The organism is Streptomyces sp. PH9007 (assembly GCF_059813725.1).
Genome location: NZ_JBQRUY010000002.1, coordinates 23,013 through 40,293 on the forward strand (window position 1 = coordinate 23,013; position 17,281 = coordinate 40,293).

Sequence of the window (17,281 nt, forward strand, 5' to 3'; positions counted from 1 at the left end):
GACAGAGGAAAACCATGGACGTCACCACCCACTCCCCCGCGCCAGCTCCGGCCCCGCCCAGGGGGCGTGCAGCCGACCTGCCGATCTCCAAGCCGGCCGCGCCGGCGGCCAACCGCTCCTGGCTGTGGATCGCTGCGTGCGCCATCGCGGCGATCCTGGCCGGCTTGGGCGCGGTGACGGTGGTGGCGCAGGTCAATGACAAGGAGCAGGTCCTGGCGGTGGCCCGTGACGTGCCGGTCGGTACCCAGCTGTCGAGTTCGGACCTGCGGGTGGTGGAGGTGGGCACCCATCCGGCGCTCTCGCCCATCTCCGGGGGGCGTCTGGACGAGTTCGTGGGCCAGTGGGCGGCCGTGGATCTGCAGGCCGGAAGTCTGCTGACCTCCGGTCAGGTGGCCGCCACCGACGTCCTTTCCGACGGCCGGCAGGTCGTGGGGATCAAGGCGCAGCGGGGCCCGGTTCCGGTGGAGCAGTTGTCTGCTGGTGATCGGGTGCAGGTGGTGTTCACGGCGCAGGCCGATCCGGTTGATGAGTCTGGGGCCCCGGAGTACATCGGCGGGACGGTGATGTCGGTGGGCGAGCCGGATCCGTCGGGGGCGGTGGTGGTGTACCTGGCCGTGGAGGACGGGGACGGGCCCGCCGTCGCAGTGGGTGCCGCTTCCGGTGATGTGGCCCTCGTGATCGAGCCGAGGGAGTGACATGGCAGTCGTGAGTCTGGTGCGCGCGAAGCGGTCTGCGGTGACGGTCTGCGCGACGGCGATGACGCTGGCTCATCCCCAGCCCTCGTTGCTGGTTGAGGGGGATACCGCGGGTGGCAGCGTCCGGTTCGGGTTGCTGCGGGGCCTTGTCGGTACCGGGATCGGTATGGAGCGGCTGGCTGCTGCTGACCGGCAGGATGCCCTTCCCGAGGCGTTCGAGAAGAACCTTCGTGATCTGGACGACGGGTCCGGGCACCGGAAGGTGCTGCTGGGGTTCAGTGATCCCCGGCAGGCGGCGGCGATGGGTGCCACGTGGGAGCGGCTGGCCGCTTTGCTGACGGTGATGGACCAGCAGGCCGGCTTCCACGTGCTGGTCGACGCCGGGCAGGTCGTACTGGAGGCCGGTGCGCTGCACCCGGTCCTCACCGCAGCCGATGTTGTACGGCGCTCCGATGTGGTGCTGCTGGTGGTGCCGTCGGTGTGGAGGTCGGTGGTGGAGGCGAAGCCGGTGGCCGACGCGCTGCTGGAGGATCTTCAAGCCCGTGGTGGGGGCGCGGATTCGCTGGGGCTGCTCGTGGTGCAGCAGGGGGCGAGCCCGCACCCCACCGATGAGATCTCGCGTTATCTGCGGGCGCCGGTGCTGGGGTTGATGCCGTGGGATCCGCGGACGGCGGCGTACTTGAGCGAAGGGGGCCAGGTGCCGCGCGGGTTCGAGGCGAGTCCGCTGATGCGCGCGGCGCGGTCGGCGACCGATCAGGTGCGGGCTCTGGCCGAGCGGCGCCGGGTGCGCACGCAGTGGGGGCCGGCTGCGGATTCCCCGGTGGCGCACCGGCTGGTGCAGCAGATGCGGCAGCGGGCGGTGCGCGGTGGCTGAGTACGGACGTCCGGGCGGTGTCTCGCTGCACGAAGTGCTGCGCAGCGGGATGGAGTCGCTGCCGCAGGCCGCCCCTGCGGTGGCGCCGGCGCCGAGCGCGGGCGCGTGGGGCCCGGGGCCGGCTGCTGCGGAGGAGCCGGCGGACCCTCGCGTTCCGCAGCAGATGCCTGGCGCGGTGCCGGTGCCGCCGGAGACGGTCACGGAGCTGCGCCGGCGGGTGTCGGAGCGGCTGAAGGCCGAGCGGCAGCAAATGTCGGAGCGCGGGGCAGACCTGTCGGGTGATGACGAGCGGCAGTTGGCCCGCTCGATCATCCAGCAGGTGGTGTCGGAGTGGGCGTCCGATGAGTGGGCGCTGCACCACGGCGCGCTCTCCCGCGATGACGAGAAGACCCTGCGCGAACTGACGTTTGACTCCATCTACCGGGCCGGTGCACTGCAGGCGCTGCTGGACGACCCCGACCTGGAGCACCTCACCATCGACGGGGACACGCTGCACCTGGAGTACACCGGGCGGCCCCGGCGCAGCCAGCCGTCCCCGTTCCGTACGGACGAGGAACTGCGGGCGTGGGTCAACGACATGGCGTCGCGCTCGGGGGCGGGTGAGCGGCAGCTCGCCGCGGCACGGCCGACGATCGACTTCCGGCTCCCGGATGACTCCCGGGTCGCCGCAACGCTGCTGACGACCCGGCCCGCGGTCTCGATCCGGCGGCACAAGCTGGTCACCAGCAGGCTGGAGGACCTGGTGGCGCTGGGGTCCATCGACCCGTGCCTGCAGGCGTTCCTCACCGCGTGCGTGCGGGCCCGCCGCAACATCTTGGTCGTCGGGGACATGGGGGCGGGCAAGACCTCGCTGCTGCGGGCCCTGGCCCGGGAAGTACCGCCCCACGAGCGGATCGTGACGCTGGAGTCCGACCGCGAGCTGTTCCTCGACCACACGCCGCCGGACCTGCCCAGTGGGCCGTCCGCGCACGTGCTGGCGTTCGAGGCGCGGGACTCCGGCGGCGAGCGGGGCGCCGACGGGCGGCTGCTGGGCGAGATCTCCCTCAACGACATGTTCGCCCACACCCTGCGCTACAGCGCGTCGCGGGTCATGGTCGGCGAGGTCCGCTCGGACGAGGTGCTGCCGATGCTGGAGTCCATGGCGGCCGGCGGCTCGGGCTCGATGTGCACCCTCCACGCCCGCAACCCGGCGGGCGTGATGGACCGTCTGCTGTACCTGTGCAACCGAGCCGGCCTCAGCGACAGCGCGGCGAGCAAGCTCATCGCCGGCGCGGTGGACATCGTGGTCTACCTGCAGCTCATCGACCAGACCGCCGTCGGCGGCCGGAAATGGCGCTGGGTGTCCCACGTCCTGGAGGTCGCGGGGCGCGGCGAGCAGGGCTACCCGGTGACCAACACGATCTTCGGGCCGCAGGGCAACGAGCCGCGGGCCGTCTTCCAGCACCGGCCCGGCTGCCTGGAGGTCCTGGAGAGCGAGGGCGGCTTCGACCGCCGGACGCTGATCCCGGGAGGCCGGTGGCCGCTCCTGCCGTGGCAGAGGGGGAACCGGTAGTGGTACTGACGTCTGCAGGATCTGCCCTGGTCGCCGGGATGCTGGCCATCGCGTGTGTCCTGGCAGTGGTCGGGGCGGTCGCCGGGGCACGGGGCTGGAGGCCCGGCCGGGGCGCGGCCGAACGCGGCCGTGGCGCGGCGCGCCGTCTGGTCGGGCAACTGCCGCCGCAGTGGCGGGGCCGGTACCGGCCGCTGCTCGCCGGGGCGGGCGGGGTCGGTCTGGGGGTGTGGATGTTCACCGGTTGGCCGGTGCACGGCTTCGTCGCGGCCGCTGCGGTCGCTGGCTTCCCATTCGTGTGGAACCCCGGTGGGGCGGCCCCGGTGCGGATCCGGCGGCTGGAGGCCCTGGCGGAGTGGCTGAACCAGCTCGCCTCGATCACCGCCGCCGGTCTGTCCCTTGAGGAGGCCGTACGGGGGTCCACCGGCCGGGCGCCCGCGGGGATCCGTGATCACGTGCAGGTGCTTGCGGCGCGCTTGAGCGGCGGGTGGCCTCCTCATGACGCGTTCGGGGGCCTGGCGCACGACATGGCTGATGGCTCGGTGGACCACGTCGTGATGCTGCTGCAGACCCACGCGAGGGACCGGGGCCCGGGCCTGACCCGCACCCTGGAGTCGCTGGCGACGTCGATGCAGGGGGAAGCCGGTGACGCACGCGCGGTGGAGGCGGACCGGGCCAAGGTCCGTACCAGCGCCCGCTGGATCAGCGTCTTCGTGCTGGGTGTCGTCGGTGTCTGCATGGTGAACGAGGACTACATGGCGCCCTACGCCTCCCCGCTGGGGCAGGCCGCGCTGCTGGCGCTGGTCGGCGCGTTCGCCGCGCTGCTGGTCCTGATGCACCGCATGGCCCGTACGCCGCCGCCTCCGCGGCTGCTCAACACCACGGCGGACGTGTCCGCGACGAGGAGCGCGCTCTGATGCCCGTTGCCGCCATGACCTTCAGCATGATCGCCGCCGTCGCCCTGGTGCTGCTGGTGCGCGCCGTACTGCCGTCCGCACCTGCCCTGTCCCAGGCCCGGCGCCCCGACCGGTCGGTGGCCGCTGGGGTGCTGCTGCCGTCCGGCCAGCCGCTGGCGGTGTGGGTCGGCGTGCGGATCCTGCGCTCGGCCACCGGGGCGCTGCGGGCCCGTCCGCAGGATCTGCGGATCCTGGACATCAGCCCGGCCGCCCACATCGGCCGTCAGGCCCTGTACGCCTTGGGTGCCTTGGTTTTCCCCGCTTTCCTGACCGCCCTGATGACGGCGGTGGGCGCCCCTCCGCCGGTGGCCATGCCGGTCATCGGGTCGCTGTTCTTCGCGGCGCTGGTCTGGCTGCTGGTCGACTACGACGTGCGCAAGCAGGCGGGCCTGGCCCGGGAGGAGTTCCGGCAGGCGGCCGCGTCGTTTTTGGACCGGGCGGCGCTGACCCGCCAGTCCTCGGCCGGCGCGTCCGACGCGCTGGTGCGCACCGCCGCGGTGGGGGACAGCCCGGCCTGTGTTCGGATCCGTACCGCCGTCGAGGAGGCGCGGCTGTCGGGTGAGACGACCTGGGCGGCACTCGCCGCGCTGGGGCGGGACATCGGTGTCGATGAGCTCGCCGGGCCGGCCGACACGCTCGCCCTGGCCGGTGAGGAGGGTGCCACCGTCACCACCACGCTGCAGGGCCAGGCGCGTGTCCTGCGCAACGCCATCACCACCGATGCGAAGGCCGCCGCGAACCGCGCCTCGGAAAAGATGGTGCTGCCGGTCACCGGCCTTGCTTTCCTGTTCTTGCTGTTCCTCGGCATTCCCGCTTTCACCCGGGTCATGGGCTCATGACCACACATCACCGCCTCACTAGGAGAGGACACCACCGTGAAATGGATCATCCGCTGCCAGCTGGCGATGAACGAGCGCATCTCGGCCCTGCAGCAGCAACGCGACCGAGGGGCCTCCGAGGTGCTGGGCTGGGTCATGCTCGGCGCGATCACCGTGACGGTCGTCGCCCTGGTCTATGTCGCCGTCGAGGCGAAGGTGCTGGAGAAGATCGGCATCATCGAGTCCACCGGCTGATCGCCGGGCCGCGCGGTGACCGGGGGGTCTTCACCTTGGAGCTGGCGATCCTCGCGCCACTCCTGTTTCTGCTGCTCTTCGGCACGATCCAGGCGGGCCTGTACTTCCACGCCCGCGAAGTCGCACACCGCGCGGCCCAGCGCGGTGTTGAGGTGGGCCGCAGCATGGACGCCGGCCCCGAGGACGGCGCGGCGGCGGCACGGGACTTCCTGCAGCGGATGGGCGGCTCGGTGAACTCCCCCTCGGTGAGCGTGGACAGCACCGCCGAAGAGATCCGCATCGAGGTGACGGGCTCGGTCTCTACCCTGATCCCCGGGCTGCAGTGGGGAGTCAGCGCCGGCGCGAGCGGCCCGATCGAACGGATCACACCGTGAACGCGTTCCGCCGTCCCCGCTGGGGGGACGCCGGGAGCTACGCGCTGGAGACCGTGATTCTCGCACCGCTGTTCTTCGCGCTGCTCGGGCTCGTCATCGCCGGCGGGCGGATCCAGCTCGCCAACGGAGCCGCCGAGAACGCGGCCCGCGCCGCCGCCCGGGCCGCGTCGCTTGAGCGCGACCCCGTACGGGCGCTGTCCCAGGGCCAGGAGGCGGCGCTGCGGAGCCTGGCCGACTCGGGTCTGAACTGCACCGAGTCCTCGGTGGACATAGACACCAGCGGCCTGTCCGCGCCGCTGGGGCAGGCGGCCACCGTCGAGGCCACCGTGTCGTGCACCGTGCCGCTGGGAGACATCAGCCTCCCGGGCCTGCCGGGCGCCAAGACCCTCGATGCCAGTTTCAGCAGCGTCGTCGACCAGTTCCGGGCCCGGTGATCACATGAACCGGATCCCGTGCAATCGCCGCCGCCGTGGGGACGCCGGCAGCATCACCCTGTTCTACATCGGCTCCGCCCTGTGCCTGCTGATCATCCTGGGATTCGTCTACGACGCGGGCGCGGCACTGAACGCCGCCGCGCGCGCGGACGCCATCGCGCAGGAAGCCGCCCGGGCCGGCGGGCAGCAGATCGACGCGGCCCAGGCAATCGAGGGGACCGCGATCGTCGTCGACCCCCCGGCCGCGGTAGCAGCAGCGCAGGCGTACCTCAGCGATGCCGGCGTCACCGGCACCGTGTCCGTCAGCAGCGACGGCACCTCCCTGGAGGTCACCGTCACGTCCTCTCACGACGTCGTGATGACCTCGCTGATCGGCTTCTCCACCATCACCGTCACCGGCACCGGCAGCGCACAGCTGATCCACCAAGCAGGAGGCTGAACCCCCATGCCGCCCCGTTCGACCGCCCCGCGGCGGCGCCGCACCGTATTCGCCGATGTGCTGCGCGCCGTGCTCAGCGCTGTCACCCTCGCCGCTTTGGTCATCGGCGTGCCGGTGGCGCTGTGGGTCCTGGGCACGCTCCCGCAGTCCGTGCCGTCGCTGTCGGAGGCGGGCGACGCCCTCACCCAGCCCGACGACGGCAGTCTGCTGCTCGTCGTCCTCACCCTCATCGGCTGGGGGCTGTGGCTGGCCGTGACGTACGCCCTCCTCCTGGAGGCCGGCGCGCTGCTGCGGCGACGGACTGCCCGGCGGCGGCGGGGCCTTGGCGGTATGCAGTCGATGGCCGCCTGGCTCCTGGGCAGTCTGGTCACGCTCTCCACGCCGGCCATCGCTTCGGCCGCGGTAGCTCCTGCCGCTGTGGCGGCTCCTGTGCAGGAGGAACAGAGGGAGACCGGAACGCCGGCGGCCGAGGAGGTCATCGCGTCGGTCGAACCCGAACTGGTGATCTCCGAGGACGGAATGACGCTGTGGGACGTCGCCGAGGAGCACCTCGGCTCGGGGCAGCGCTGGCGGGACATCGCCGTCCTCAACCCGGGGATCGAAGCGGACCAGGACAGGTCCGGTGTCCTGCGGATCGGGACGACCCTGAGCATGCCGTCGAGTTGGATGCCCGCACCAGCGTCAGAGCCCACCGATGTACCAACCGTGCAGGAGCATGCCCCGGCGGCGGTCCCGGAGGGCGGGGAGCAGCAGATCGCGGCGCAGGAGCGGGGCGAGGAGAATCGCCTCGGTGAGGCAGCAGCGGAATCCCCCGACACCCCGGGCGGCGACGCCGGGCAGGCCCCGGAGGAGCATGCCCAGCCAGGGGGCGAGCGCGTCACAGTCGAGGCGGGCGACAGCCTGTGGGCGCTCAGCGAGCGGCACCTCGGTGACCCGACCCAGTGGCCGGCGGTGTACCAGGAGAACCAGCAGGTCATCGGTGATGATCCCGGCCTGATCCTGCCGGGCCAGGAGCTCACCATCGAGGGCTCTCAGTTCGCCGAACCCGGCGGCGATGCCGCCCCGGCCCCCGAGGAAGTGCCGCAGGAGCCGGAATCGGCTCCCGAGACGCCCGCTCCGGAGCAGCCCGGGGCCGAGGAGGAAGCTGCCGGAGCGGCGGATACGCCGGAGGGCCAGGAGGCGGGCGAGGACCGTACCGCGCTCCCGGATCCTTCGGAGGAAGCTCAGTCCGACGCCGGTGCTGATGACGATGTGCAGGATGGCCCGTCGACCGGTGTGGCGGCGAGGGTGCTGGCGCTGAGCGGTACCGGCGCGCTGGCTGCAGGTGTGCTGGGCATGGTGACCCGGCGCCGGCTGCTCCAGCAGCGCAGTCGGCAGCCCGGACACCGCATCGCGAAACCGAGCGGGCCGGCGGCCGTCGCGGAGCAGGCGCTGCGCTACGTGGAGGTCGGCGACCAGCTCGGGCACCTGCAGCGTGCGTTGCAGAGCGCGGCGGTCAACCTCGCTGCGGCCGGGCGGGAACTTCCTGCCCTGGTGGCCGTCTCCCTCACTCCGCGCGGTGCAACCCTTCACCTGGCCGAGACGGCTGACATCATCGCGCCGTTCGTGCCCGACGGGGGCGAGACATCGTCTCGGCGCTGGTACGTCGCCTCGGGCAGCAAGCACGTCCTCTCGGCCGAGGACCTGGCTGACGTCGAGGCGCCGTACCCCTCGCTGGTGAGCATCGGCCGCACGCGCGACGGCGACCTGGTCCTCATCGACCTGGAGCAGATCGGCGTGGTGCACCTGACCGGGGAACGCCGCCGGGAGACCATGCGGACGATCGCTGCCGAGCTCGCCTGCTCCGAGCTGGCCGATGACATGGAGATGGCGCTCGTGGGCGCGGGGCTGGCGCCGGGCCTTGAGCATCTCGGGATCGCCGAGCGCCTCACCCCGTACGACAGCGTGGCCGGGGCTGTTCCTGTCCTCGCCTCCCAGTACCGGGGACAGCAGGAGGCCCTCGCCGCGATCGGCGCGCGGCACCTGCGGCAGGCGCGGCTGAACGCCGAGTTGGACGGGGCGTGGTCGCCGCTGATCATCCTGGCCGATTCGGCGTTCACCTCGGATGCGTCCGACGACGAGGAGGCGCTGGCCGAGCTGCTGACGTTGGTCAGCCGTGAGCCGCGCGCTGCGGCGGCGGTGGTGATCAGCGGCACTCCGGTCGAGGAGGCTGATGGTCCGCTGGCCGATGGGGTGTGGATGCTGTCGACCGATCCCGGTGTCACGGTGGAGGTGCCCGGTACGGATCTCGCGGTGGTGGTCGAGCCGCTTTCGGATGCGGACTACGAGTCCCTGACGACGATCGGCGCTGTGGCTCTGACCGGCGCCAGCGTCCCCGCAGTCCCTGGGCCGGGTCTGCCTGATGACGACGTGGAGATCGGGCCGGGGCCCGGCGTGGTGCCGGACGCGGGTCTGCCTGCGGCCGAAGAGCCTGCTGTCACGCGCCATGACGAGGTAGTCCTTGACAGTGCGGCAGGCGCGGCGGGAGATGCCGACGAGCGCTCGGCGCAGACGGCCGGGGCGGTGGGCCTTGATCTCCTGGGCGCTCTGGCCTCCTACACCGACGAGCCCGATGAGCCGGAGGCCGCGATCCCTGCCCCGGAGAACGTTCCGGTCGGGCTGGAGAAGACGGGCAGGGACCGGGCGGTCGTGCCGCAGCAGCCGGTTGCTGCGGATCTGCTGCCTCCGCCGGCCCAGGCCGGGCCGCTGCCGACAGGTCCTCCGATGATCCGGGTACTCGGGCCGGTGGACATCACCGGTGCCCGTGGCCAAGTTGCCTCCTCGCGGCGGCGCACCGTCCTGGAAGCGGCGGCCTGGCTGGCGCTGCACCCGGGGTCCGGCCGTCACGCGCTGGATGAGGCGCTGTGGCCGGGGATGCCGGAGGTGCCCAAGACGACTCGGAATCCGAGGATCAGCCAGGTCCGTGTGTGGCTGGGCCGAGACGATGACGGCGAGTTGTTCCTTCCCCGGTCGAGTTACGAGTTTGCCCCGTCCGTCCGCTGCGACTGGGCGTTGTTCCAGCAGTTCGTGACTGCGGCCGGGCAGGCAGACGGGGCGGAGGCAGAGGGGCTGCTCAGCAGGGCGCTCGGTCTCGTGCGGGGACGGCCGTTCCTCGGTATCGACCCGCGCCGGTACGTGTGGGCGGAACACCTCATCCAGGACATGATCTCCGCCATCGTGGACGCGGCGGCAGACCTGGCCGAACTGCGGCTGGAGCGGGGTGCGGCCCGCGACGCGTTGTGGGCCGCAACCAAGGGGCTGGAGTGCGCCCCCGAGGCGGAGACCTTGCACCGCGTCGCGTTCCGCGCTCACCACGCCCTGGGCGACATGGAGGGACTGGAGCGTGCCGCACGTCAGCTCGACATGCTGCTGACCCAGTGGTCCGTCGACATGGAGGGCGAAACCGCCATCTTGCTGCGGGAACTGCTCAACCGCTCTGCCCAGCGCTGACGTCCATCAAGAACGCCGCCCGATGCGCGTCGGGCGGCGTTCCCGTGAGTCCCCGAGGGCCCGGAGCTCGTGGCTTTCCGGCCCCCGGGCACGATCGAGCACATCCATCATGGCTCCGGGGCCGCCCGGGCTGGTGTCATGTCGTGGCGGGTGCCGAGACGGGCGCCGGCCACAGGCTCTGGTCCAGGTTCGCGACGGCCGAGAGCATCTGCGTGTGCGTGGGCCGCTCAATGGGCGGGTCCAGAACGGTGGGCGGGTGCGGGCTGTGCTGGCTGCTGCGGATGATGAACGAGTTGGCGGGGAAGCGTCCCAGGACCGGCAGCCCGAAGCGGGCCAGATGGGCCTCAACGGCCCGGTCGAAGTCGTCTGGGTCCGCCAGTGCCGTGCGGCCGGTGTTGATGAGCAGCATGCCGGTCACCGGGCTGTTCGGCGTCCAGGATCCGAGTTGCCGCTGGCGCCACAGTACGGCGGACTCGGTCGGGGTCAGCGTCACGGCGCTGGCGTCCTCTCCCGGCGCTGCGGGGAGTGGGATGTGTCGCTCGTACGCCCGGGTCCGCTGCGCGAGGATGCGTGCATCGTAGAGCTGGGGGTGGGTCTGCTGGTGGGCCGGCCATTCGTCGACCCGGTCGACGACCAGGGTCCGGTCGTAGGAGACCCGGGCATGCTTCACCGCGGCGGCGAACTCCTCGTCCTTGAGGGTGGCTTCCAGGTGCCACAGCTCTCCGGGCGGTTGAGCGAGGCGCAGCCGCCGCCATCCCGGGCCGGTCATGGGCATTGGACTGGTGGGCCAGACCGGTCGGCCACGGTCACCCCAGTTGAAGTTGAAAGGGAAGTCGGTGGTGCGAACCAGGAAGGCTGCGGAAAATCCCTGGGAGGCCCATACTGCGGCGATCTGTTCGGCGATCCACGCCAGGTCGTCCCTGCTCGTGCCCTCGGGGCTCGGCTGGCTCATGAGGTGGATGACGGAGCCGGTGCGGTCGGTGGCAGGAGGGCGCGGGCTGCTGGGGCGGGCAGGCGGCCGGCTGGCGGGCCGGCGGTCACCGATGGCGGTCAGCGGGCGGGGCCCGGGGATCTGATCGTGGGGGCGCGGGAGTTCGGGGCGGCTGTGGATGGTGAGGAGGCCGCGCCCTCCTCCCGGGCCGATTTGCGGTGCGAACCTCAGGATGCACTGGTGGGCGTCGCAGGTGTGGTCCAGGAGCCCCCGGCAGAAGCCGGTGACGTGGTCGGTGACCACCTCGATGAGCCGGTCGTCGTGCAGGTGAGGGCCCGTCACATGGCGTTCGACGACCCAGTCGAGTCCGTGGTCGGCCATCGTGGTCTTCAGCCGGATGTCCCCGTGGCCGGCGAGGCTGTCCCACAGGCGTGGGCGGCGCAGCAGCGCGCTCCCCAAGTCGCAGGAGACGCCCAGTTGCCGGATGAGGTTGCGGGTGACGGGCTCTTGGCGCCCGGGCCCGGGTTCGGGGTGCTGGGGGTCCCACTGTGGATTGCCGCCGGTGGCGCGTACCTGCGTGTGGTGCCGGGCCAGCAGGTTGGCCAGGTCGTCCCCGTGGGGGCCGGTCACCCACACGGTGGCGTCTGGGATGTGCCAGGACCGCTGGTGAACCCAGGGCCGGAAGGCGAGGCGCAGCTTCGATCCGTCGGTTTGGGCGACCAGGCCGCGCACGCCGCGCCACGTGTTCTTCTTGTTCCGGTACGGGAGCAGTTGGAGGAGAGCCGTCACGTCCTCGGTGCGCTCCAGCCGGAGCGTCAGGCCGTCCGTGGAGGGCTTGGCCTCTCGCACGCCGAGCGGCCTGCTCTGGCCGTCCGACGTGCCCAGCGCGGTGGCGATCACGGACTCGAGCAGCTCCTGACCATGGGACGCTGCTGGGATGAGGTGGTCGAACCGTTCCTGACTGCCGATGCGGCGTCGGGCCCCTTCGAGGGACTCTCCCGTGAGCTGGGCAGCGGCGTTGCTGAGCTGGTCGATGTCGTACATGGCGGTCTCCCGAGCCCCCCGACCTGGGCAGTGAAGGCGCATGTTGACGACAGCGGCTGAGCGAAACGGCGAAGCGTTCAACGACGTGGGTTCTCTGTCGATGCCCAGCGGTCGGGGCGAACATCCAGAACTGGCCGCGTCCCAGGCCAGGCGGCAGCAAGTTAACCCACGCGCCGCTCGAGATCCAACTTGGATGGGCCGCGCTTCCCCCGTTTGGAGCAGTGCGGAGGCGCGGCAGGCGGTCGTGCTGGGGCGCGTTCGTGAACGCTGCTACGGGCGGGGGCTGTCGTCGTCGCGGGCTTGCTGTGCTGCGTTGAGGCGCCGCCTCCAGGTCCGCGTGGACTCGCCGTGCTGTTCGGCGAGTACGCCGGCCAGGGCGTTGATCGTCGTGTCCGGGCTGGCTTCCCGCAGGGCCTGGGCGGCTGTCTGCAGGTTCGGGTCGTTCGCCGTGGTCTTCTTCGGCCCCGCCGATCCGGGCTTGCGGCCGGCGGTGCCGGCTCTTGAGCGGCCGCGGCGTTCGGGGGAGGCCAGGTAGTCGAGTAGCTGCGCGAGGGTGCGGTACTCCCGTACTCGGCCGGAGGGCAGTACGGTTTCGCGGGCTGCGGCGGGCCAGCCGGCGGGGGGCTTCCGCCGGTATCCGCTGACGGCTCCTGGCCGCAGGCCAAGGAGCTTTTCCTGTTCGCCGGGGTCGAGTTCGCGCTGCGGGTCGTTGAGGTAGTCCACCAGTTGCTGGCGGGTGCGGTATTCAATCGGGCGGCCGGAGCTCTGCGTCTCCTCGCGGACGGGGGCCGGCCAGGCGGGTGGCGGGTTCTCCCGGTGCCGGCGGATCGTGCCCTTGGAGAGGCCGAGGTACTTCTCCTGCTGTTCCTCGTCCAGTTCCTGGTCCTCGGTCCCGCCTCCGAGGTCGTCCGCCGGTGGGACGGGCAGGGTGGCCCCGGTGTGGCGCAGGCGTTCGCGGTACTCCTGGTACCAGCTGTCCCACAGGGCGAGGTCGACGTGGAAGACGCCGTCGAGGTCCATTCCCTCGGGGTGGCCGTTCTCTGCGCGGGCGGCCCAGAGGTAGGTCACCATGCGTTCACTGAGGCCGGCGCGCTGGGCGAGTTCGCGGCGGTTGGCGTGGATCCGCTGGCGGTGGGTCTTCACGGGTTGCTCCGAGGCTGCTGTGGTGGTCGATACGATGGTGACGCCCAGGTTCGTCCCGTGGTCGGGTCTCAGTTCCGGGCATCGCGGCGGCCGGCGGAGGTCCCAACCTTTACCGCCGGCCGCCGCACTCTGTTTCGCAGGTCAGGCTGCCAGATCCATACGTCGCAGGTAGGCGATGGCGGCCCGGTCCCCGAGCTGGCGGCGGATCTCATCGCCCCGCGCCCAGGTGAGCCGGCCCTCCTCCTGATCCAGGCGTCGCGCCCGGTCGATGATCTCCACCAGGGAGATGTTGGCCTTGATGGTGTGCCCGATCCTCTGCTCCACGGCCACCCACACCTCGGGCGTCGACAGCCCCAGGGCGTAGCAGATCCGCACGGCGGTCACGAGCGAGGGCACTCCGGCCAGGACGCACAGGATGCAGCTCAATCGGTGGAGGCCGGCGTCGTAGACGGGGTGGTACTCCAACCCGTGATCGGCGATCTCCTGCCAGATCTCGCGCTCGCTGAGGTCGTGCACGGAGTTCCAGGTGAGGATCAGGCGTCGCGAGCTGGAGGCTCGCTGGTCGACCGAGAGCGGGGCCTTGAGGCGGCGGGCGGGTGATTCTTCGGCGCGGAGCCCGTAGACCTCGACGAAGACGGCGCGCTCGCCACGAGGCAGCTTTCCTTCGGCCTGAAGTTCGCGGATGAGCTGGCTGCGGAGCGGGGCCAGCGCATCGCGTTTCAGCCTGGAGGTGCACAGCCGGCGGGCCGAGTCGGGGAACATCTCCCTGTCCTCGACCAGGCCGAGCATACCGCCCTGGGGTTCGACCACGCGCAGGTCCAGGTCGAAGTGCTCGGCTTGCCGGCGCACCAGGTCCCCGACGCCGGGCCACTCGGCGTGCTCGCCGAGGTTGCTGTGGAGCACCACGAGCTTGTCCATAGCGTCCGCCAGGCGGGCGGTCTCTACCGCCCGCAGCAGCGCCACCAGACCGTCCTTGCCGCCGGAGATATGCACGGGGATCTTGTGGGCGACACGGAAGAGGTCGACCATCCGCGCGTTGAACGGTCCGAGCAGCGCGGCGGATGCGGCAGCACGGGACAGCAGGGGCTGGGCATCATCGGGTGCGCTGCCGGTGTGGATGGCGTAGTCCTGGCGCCAGGTTCTCGCCGTCTCCAGCGCGACAGAGAAGGCGGCCGCCCACTTCTGTGCGGCCTCCGTCTCTGCCATCTCGGCGACGGCCACCTCCTTCTCGGCTTCGGCGGCCAGGTCGGCGAGGAGATCGTGTTCGTGGTCGGTGGTGGCTTTCAGGGTGCGGTCGGACGACAGGTGGTGGCGGGCGGTGGCGGCTTCGAGGGCTGTCTCGGTCTTCCTCCATCGGCGTTGTGCGGTGAGGAGGTCGGCGGTGGCCTTGTCCGCGCGGCGAATGACTTCCAGGAGAGCGAGCGTATCGAGCGTGTTCATGGCGTCCCCTTCTTTGCGAGGTCGAGGAGAGCTGGGAGAGAGCGGCTCCGGCTGCCGGCCGGGGCGGGCCCGTGAGGGAGCTCCGCCCCGGCGGCTGCGTTGTCAGGCCGCGAACATGACGAGCTGCTCGTCGTCTTCGGCGGCGCAGCGGGGCGTCGCGGTGGTGTTGGTCTCCCAGGTGTGTTCGAAGCCGGGCCGCTGCTTGTCGTGCGGGAACGCGGGGGCTGCGACGAGGAACTCCTCGACGGCCGGGTAGTGGTGTGCGTTCCGGGTGCGGGCCCAGGCGCGGAGGATGGTCATGCCGGTCTCGATGGTTCCGTCGATGCTCAGGCCCTGTTCGCGTGCCTGGTCGTGGAGCCAGGTCTTCGCGGCGGTGCGCGGGTTGTCCGTCAGCAGGGGGGAGGCGAGGTAGAGGCGCTCGATCGCCCGCCAGGGGGAGCCCTTCTTCGGGTTGCCGCTGGCATCCTTCTCCGGCTTGCCGTCGGCGTCCTTCTTGGCGGTGATGACGCGGCGGATGCGGTAGACGCCCCAGGCGGCCGTGTCGAGCTGCTGCTCGAACTCCGCCTCGATGGCGGCGACCTGCTCGGGGGTGAGGGTGCCGTCGTGCTGGGCGCGGCGGATCTCGCGCAGCAGCGAGGTGTCCCCGTAGAGGAGGACGCGCGGGTTGAGGGCGTTGGCGACGTACTCGCGCATCAGGACGCCGACCGTCTCGGTGGGGGACTCGGCGCAGCTGCGCAGGTGGTCCCCGCGCGAGGCGAGCGTGTTCGGATAGGGGCAAAAGGTGCAATATGACTTGGGCCAGGTCACGCCGGTGCGGGAGCGCACGTAGGCGATGACCTGGGGCCGGTCCATGTGCCGGTCGGCGAGGGGGTAGATGGTGGTGCAGTGCGCGGCGCGGGGCTGCTGGTTGCGCTGCTGGGTGAACTTCGTGTCCCGCTCGGCGCGCTTGATCTCGTGCGGGCTGCCGTCGAAGCCCATGATGCGGCGGTAGCGCCAGGCCGGGCCGGTCGGGGCGCCGAACTCGGCATCGAACCAGGCGTCCAGCACCTCGCCCTTGAATTTCTGCGAGCACTTCCTCGGCCCCGTCAGATCTGGGACCGTCCCGGTGATGCGCAGCTCGTCATCGAGGGTGTAGGGCCCGGCCGGAACGAGGTGCTGGGTGTTGCGGGAGTCGGAGAGGACGACGATGCCGTCCCGCTTCCTGGGGCCGCCCCGGGCCAGCTGGACCACGCGGACGTGCCGGGCGCGCAGGCGCGGGAGGATGTGCTGCTCGAACAGGGCGATCGTCTTGTTCCACTCGCGGCCGGTCATGGCCGTGACCACGATCCAGTCCTGGAGGTCGGGGCGCAGCCCGAACGTCGGCGGGTCCTCGAGAATCGTGAGGATGAGCGCGACGGAGTCGGCGCCGAGGCCGTTGCAGAGGACGGTGTAGGTGCCGGCGGGTGTCTCGTAGCGGGTGATGGGCGGGGGCGGCAGCGCGAGGCGCTGAGCAGTCATGTGGTGCTCCGTGGTCGGTGTCTCGGTTCCGGTGCACCGGGGGCGGGCGAGGTCCCGTTCGCCCGCCCCCGGAAGAGGCTGTCCTAGTTGGAGTGCTCGCCGGGCGAGGGGGCGAGGTTCAGGCCGTAGCGGGCGATGACGGCTCGCGCGGGGTCGCCGATGGGTGCCTTCGGCGGGCTTACGAAGCTCCGGGTGAGCGGGGTGTCCGGGCCGTCGCCTTCTTCGAAGTAGAAGCCCCTGGGCAGCAGGTTGGCGCCGGGGTTCAGGGTCAGCCTGGTCAGGTCGTTCAGGTTCCAGGCCCAGTACGTGGGCGAGGAGGAGTAGGCACAGCCGGTGTTGTAGACGGTGAGCACTGCCCCGGGCTCGGTGGCGGCAAGCACGCCGCTGAGGACCTCCAGGAAGGTGCTCAGCTCTTCGGGGTCGAAATCGTCCTCGTAGGTGGCGTAGCGGCGACCCTCGGCGTGGACGGGTGTCTTGCCGTCGCGGTGGACGGTGAGCACCAGAGTGGAGGACTCTTCCTCGGAAGCGGCTTGGTAGGCCGCGATGAACACGCTGGCGGCGGTCAGCCTGCTGTTGCGGTGGGGCGGGTTGGCTGTGGTCACGCGGGGTCTCCTGGCGGTTGTGGAGGGAACGGGGGCGCGGCGGTGGGCCGCGCCCCCCGTTGTGGTCAGGTACCGGGGGCAGGGATGGGGAGGTCGACCCCTGCGAGCGGCATGATCCTGTCGTCGGGGCGGACGTTGGCGCGGTCCCTGGCGAAGAACTGGCGCGCGCGGCGCTCGGCGTCCCGGTGGTCGCTCGCAGCGACGATGTACGACGAGATGTGGCAGCCCCGCAGAAGCGGAGACAGCTCATCGTCGGTCAGCGGGGTGGGGAACTTCCCGAGTACGGCCATGTAGTAGCCGTGGTCGGCGAACACCACCGTCCAGGTGTCCGCCTTGGCGTAGTCGTACGAGAGGGTCTCGTGCGCCCACTCGTGGTACCACCTGGTGTCCCGGTCGGTGTACTCCGACCAGCCCCACAGGTAGGAACCGACTTCCCATCGGCCATCGACTGCCTCGATCGAATCGACGAGTTCGCAGTCGCCGCCGAGCCCGCTGAAGGCGGGGGACCAGATCTCCACGGTGTCGCCGTTGATGCGGACGATGTCCACGCCGCTCCGGCCCTCGGCGAGCTCCTCGGTGTCCGCCGCGATCCGCTCGACATCCTTTCTGTCGAAGCGGGGGCACATGAAGCCGTTCCACCGGTGGACGGTCACCTCCGCCCGGTAGGGGCCGAGGCCGTCGAGATACACCCGGCTGGGGAACCAGGTCTGCTCGCTCTGCTCCTGCTGGTCCGTCATGTTC

At 71.2% G+C, this 17,281-nt stretch carries 16 protein-coding genes; 10 read left to right on the top strand and 6 right to left on the bottom strand.

Translation table 11 applies throughout. The annotated features are described in order from the left end of the window. Nucleotides 1–14: 14 nt before the first annotated feature. The 10 genes from ACTFAP_RS28980 to ACTFAP_RS29025 are packed head-to-tail and all read left to right on the top strand — an operon-like array spanning nt 15 to nt 9,883. The gene (locus ACTFAP_RS28980; RefSeq protein WP_500469841.1) at nt 15–695 is read left to right on the top strand and encodes an SAF domain-containing protein; all 681 of its coding nucleotides are present in this window, start codon (nt 15–17) and stop codon (nt 693–695) included. A gap of 10 nt (nt 696–705) precedes the next feature. Next, complete coding sequence (locus tag ACTFAP_RS28985) at nt 706–1,569, top strand: hypothetical protein (RefSeq protein WP_500469843.1); 864 nt, start codon at nt 706–708, stop codon at nt 1,567–1,569. Beyond that, nucleotides 1,562–3,121, top strand: coding sequence for a TadA family conjugal transfer-associated ATPase (locus ACTFAP_RS28990; protein ID WP_500469844.1), 1,560 nt, complete (start codon nt 1,562–1,564; stop codon nt 3,119–3,121). Before ACTFAP_RS28985 ends, ACTFAP_RS28990 begins: the two co-directional genes overlap by 8 nt. Then, nucleotides 3,121–4,035 carry a type II secretion system F family protein gene (locus ACTFAP_RS28995; protein ID WP_500469845.1) on the top strand — a complete coding sequence of 305 codons (915 nt, stop codon included), beginning with the start codon at nt 3,121–3,123 and terminating at the stop codon, nt 4,033–4,035. The genes ACTFAP_RS28990 and ACTFAP_RS28995 overlap by 1 nt, the downstream gene beginning before the upstream one ends. Continuing rightward, nucleotides 4,035–4,913 (top strand): type II secretion system F family protein, encoded by an 879-nt coding sequence (locus tag ACTFAP_RS29000; RefSeq protein WP_376049748.1) that lies wholly within the window; start codon nt 4,035–4,037, stop codon nt 4,911–4,913. Before ACTFAP_RS28995 ends, ACTFAP_RS29000 begins: the two co-directional genes overlap by 1 nt. 36 nt (nt 4,914–4,949) lie before the next feature. Continuing rightward, nucleotides 4,950–5,147 (top strand): hypothetical protein, encoded by a 198-nt coding sequence (locus tag ACTFAP_RS29005; protein ID WP_376049811.1) that lies wholly within the window; start codon nt 4,950–4,952, stop codon nt 5,145–5,147. Between the two features lie 35 nt (nt 5,148–5,182). Then, nucleotides 5,183–5,521: a TadE/TadG family type IV pilus assembly protein gene (locus tag ACTFAP_RS29010; protein ID WP_500469846.1), complete on the top strand. Its 339-nt coding sequence runs from the start codon at nt 5,183–5,185 to the stop codon at nt 5,519–5,521. After that, the gene (locus ACTFAP_RS29015) at nt 5,518–5,955 is read left to right on the top strand and encodes a TadE/TadG family type IV pilus assembly protein (protein ID WP_500469847.1); all 438 of its coding nucleotides are present in this window, start codon (nt 5,518–5,520) and stop codon (nt 5,953–5,955) included. Before ACTFAP_RS29010 ends, ACTFAP_RS29015 begins: the two co-directional genes overlap by 4 nt. A gap of 4 nt (nt 5,956–5,959) precedes the next feature. Next, the gene (locus tag ACTFAP_RS29020) at nt 5,960–6,394 is read left to right on the top strand and encodes a pilus assembly protein TadG-related protein (protein ID WP_500469848.1); all 435 of its coding nucleotides are present in this window, start codon (nt 5,960–5,962) and stop codon (nt 6,392–6,394) included. 6 nt (nt 6,395–6,400) lie between these two features. Next, nucleotides 6,401–9,883 carry a LysM peptidoglycan-binding domain-containing protein gene (locus ACTFAP_RS29025; RefSeq protein ID WP_500469849.1) on the top strand — a complete coding sequence of 1,161 codons (3,483 nt, stop codon included), beginning with the start codon at nt 6,401–6,403 and terminating at the stop codon, nt 9,881–9,883. A gap of 136 nt (nt 9,884–10,019) precedes the next feature. Here the strand turns inward: ACTFAP_RS29025 and ACTFAP_RS29030 are convergent, their stop codons facing one another. The 6 genes from ACTFAP_RS29030 to ACTFAP_RS29055 all read right to left on the bottom strand — a co-directional run bounded on the left by ACTFAP_RS29030 (nt 10,020) and on the right by ACTFAP_RS29055 (nt 17,277). Next, nucleotides 10,020–11,858: a hypothetical protein gene (locus ACTFAP_RS29030; protein WP_500469850.1), complete on the bottom strand. Its 1,839-nt coding sequence runs from the start codon at nt 11,856–11,858 to the stop codon at nt 10,020–10,022. A 270-nt stretch (nt 11,859–12,128) separates the two neighbouring features. Next, entirely contained in the window at nt 12,129–13,001 is an 873-nt protein-coding gene (locus ACTFAP_RS29035; RefSeq protein WP_500469851.1) for a hypothetical protein, read from the bottom strand. A 141-nt stretch (nt 13,002–13,142) separates the two neighbouring features. After that, entirely contained in the window at nt 13,143–14,441 is a 1,299-nt protein-coding gene (locus ACTFAP_RS29040) for a phosphoadenosine phosphosulfate reductase domain-containing protein (protein WP_500469852.1), read from the bottom strand. Between the two features lie 102 nt (nt 14,442–14,543). Next, nucleotides 14,544–15,938, bottom strand: coding sequence for a hypothetical protein (locus ACTFAP_RS29045; RefSeq protein WP_500469853.1), 1,395 nt, complete (start codon nt 15,936–15,938; stop codon nt 14,544–14,546). A gap of 83 nt (nt 15,939–16,021) precedes the next feature. Next, complete coding sequence (locus tag ACTFAP_RS29050; protein ID WP_500469854.1) at nt 16,022–16,540, bottom strand: hypothetical protein; 519 nt, start codon at nt 16,538–16,540, stop codon at nt 16,022–16,024. A gap of 65 nt (nt 16,541–16,605) precedes the next feature. Then, on the bottom strand, nt 16,606–17,277 hold the full coding sequence (locus ACTFAP_RS29055) for a hypothetical protein (RefSeq protein ID WP_500469856.1): 672 nt from the start codon (nt 17,275–17,277) through the stop codon (nt 16,606–16,608). Nucleotides 17,278–17,281 lie beyond the last annotated feature (4 nt).

Bases quoted from the DNA above. Each gene is read 5' to 3' on its own strand.
- ACTFAP_RS28980 (WP_500469841.1), top strand. From the start codon at position 15: ATGGACGTCACCACCCACTCCCCCGCGCCAGCTCCGGCCCCGCCCAGG.
- ACTFAP_RS29030 (WP_500469850.1), bottom strand. From the start codon at position 11,858: ATGTACGACATCGACCAGCTCAGCAACGCCGCTGCCCAGCTCACGGGA.
- ACTFAP_RS29040 (WP_500469852.1), bottom strand. From the start codon at position 14,441: ATGAACACGCTCGATACGCTCGCTCTCCTGGAAGTCATTCGCCGCGCG.
- ACTFAP_RS29045 (WP_500469853.1), bottom strand. From the start codon at position 15,938: ATGACTGCTCAGCGCCTCGCGCTGCCGCCCCCGCCCATCACCCGCTAC.
- ACTFAP_RS29025 (WP_500469849.1), top strand. From the start codon at position 6,401: ATGCCGCCCCGTTCGACCGCCCCGCGGCGGCGCCGCACCGTATTCGCC.
- ACTFAP_RS29020 (WP_500469848.1), top strand. From the start codon at position 5,960: ATGAACCGGATCCCGTGCAATCGCCGCCGCCGTGGGGACGCCGGCAGC.
- ACTFAP_RS29000 (WP_376049748.1), top strand. From the start codon at position 4,035: ATGCCCGTTGCCGCCATGACCTTCAGCATGATCGCCGCCGTCGCCCTG.
- ACTFAP_RS29055 (WP_500469856.1), bottom strand. From the start codon at position 17,277: ATGACGGACCAGCAGGAGCAGAGCGAGCAGACCTGGTTCCCCAGCCGG.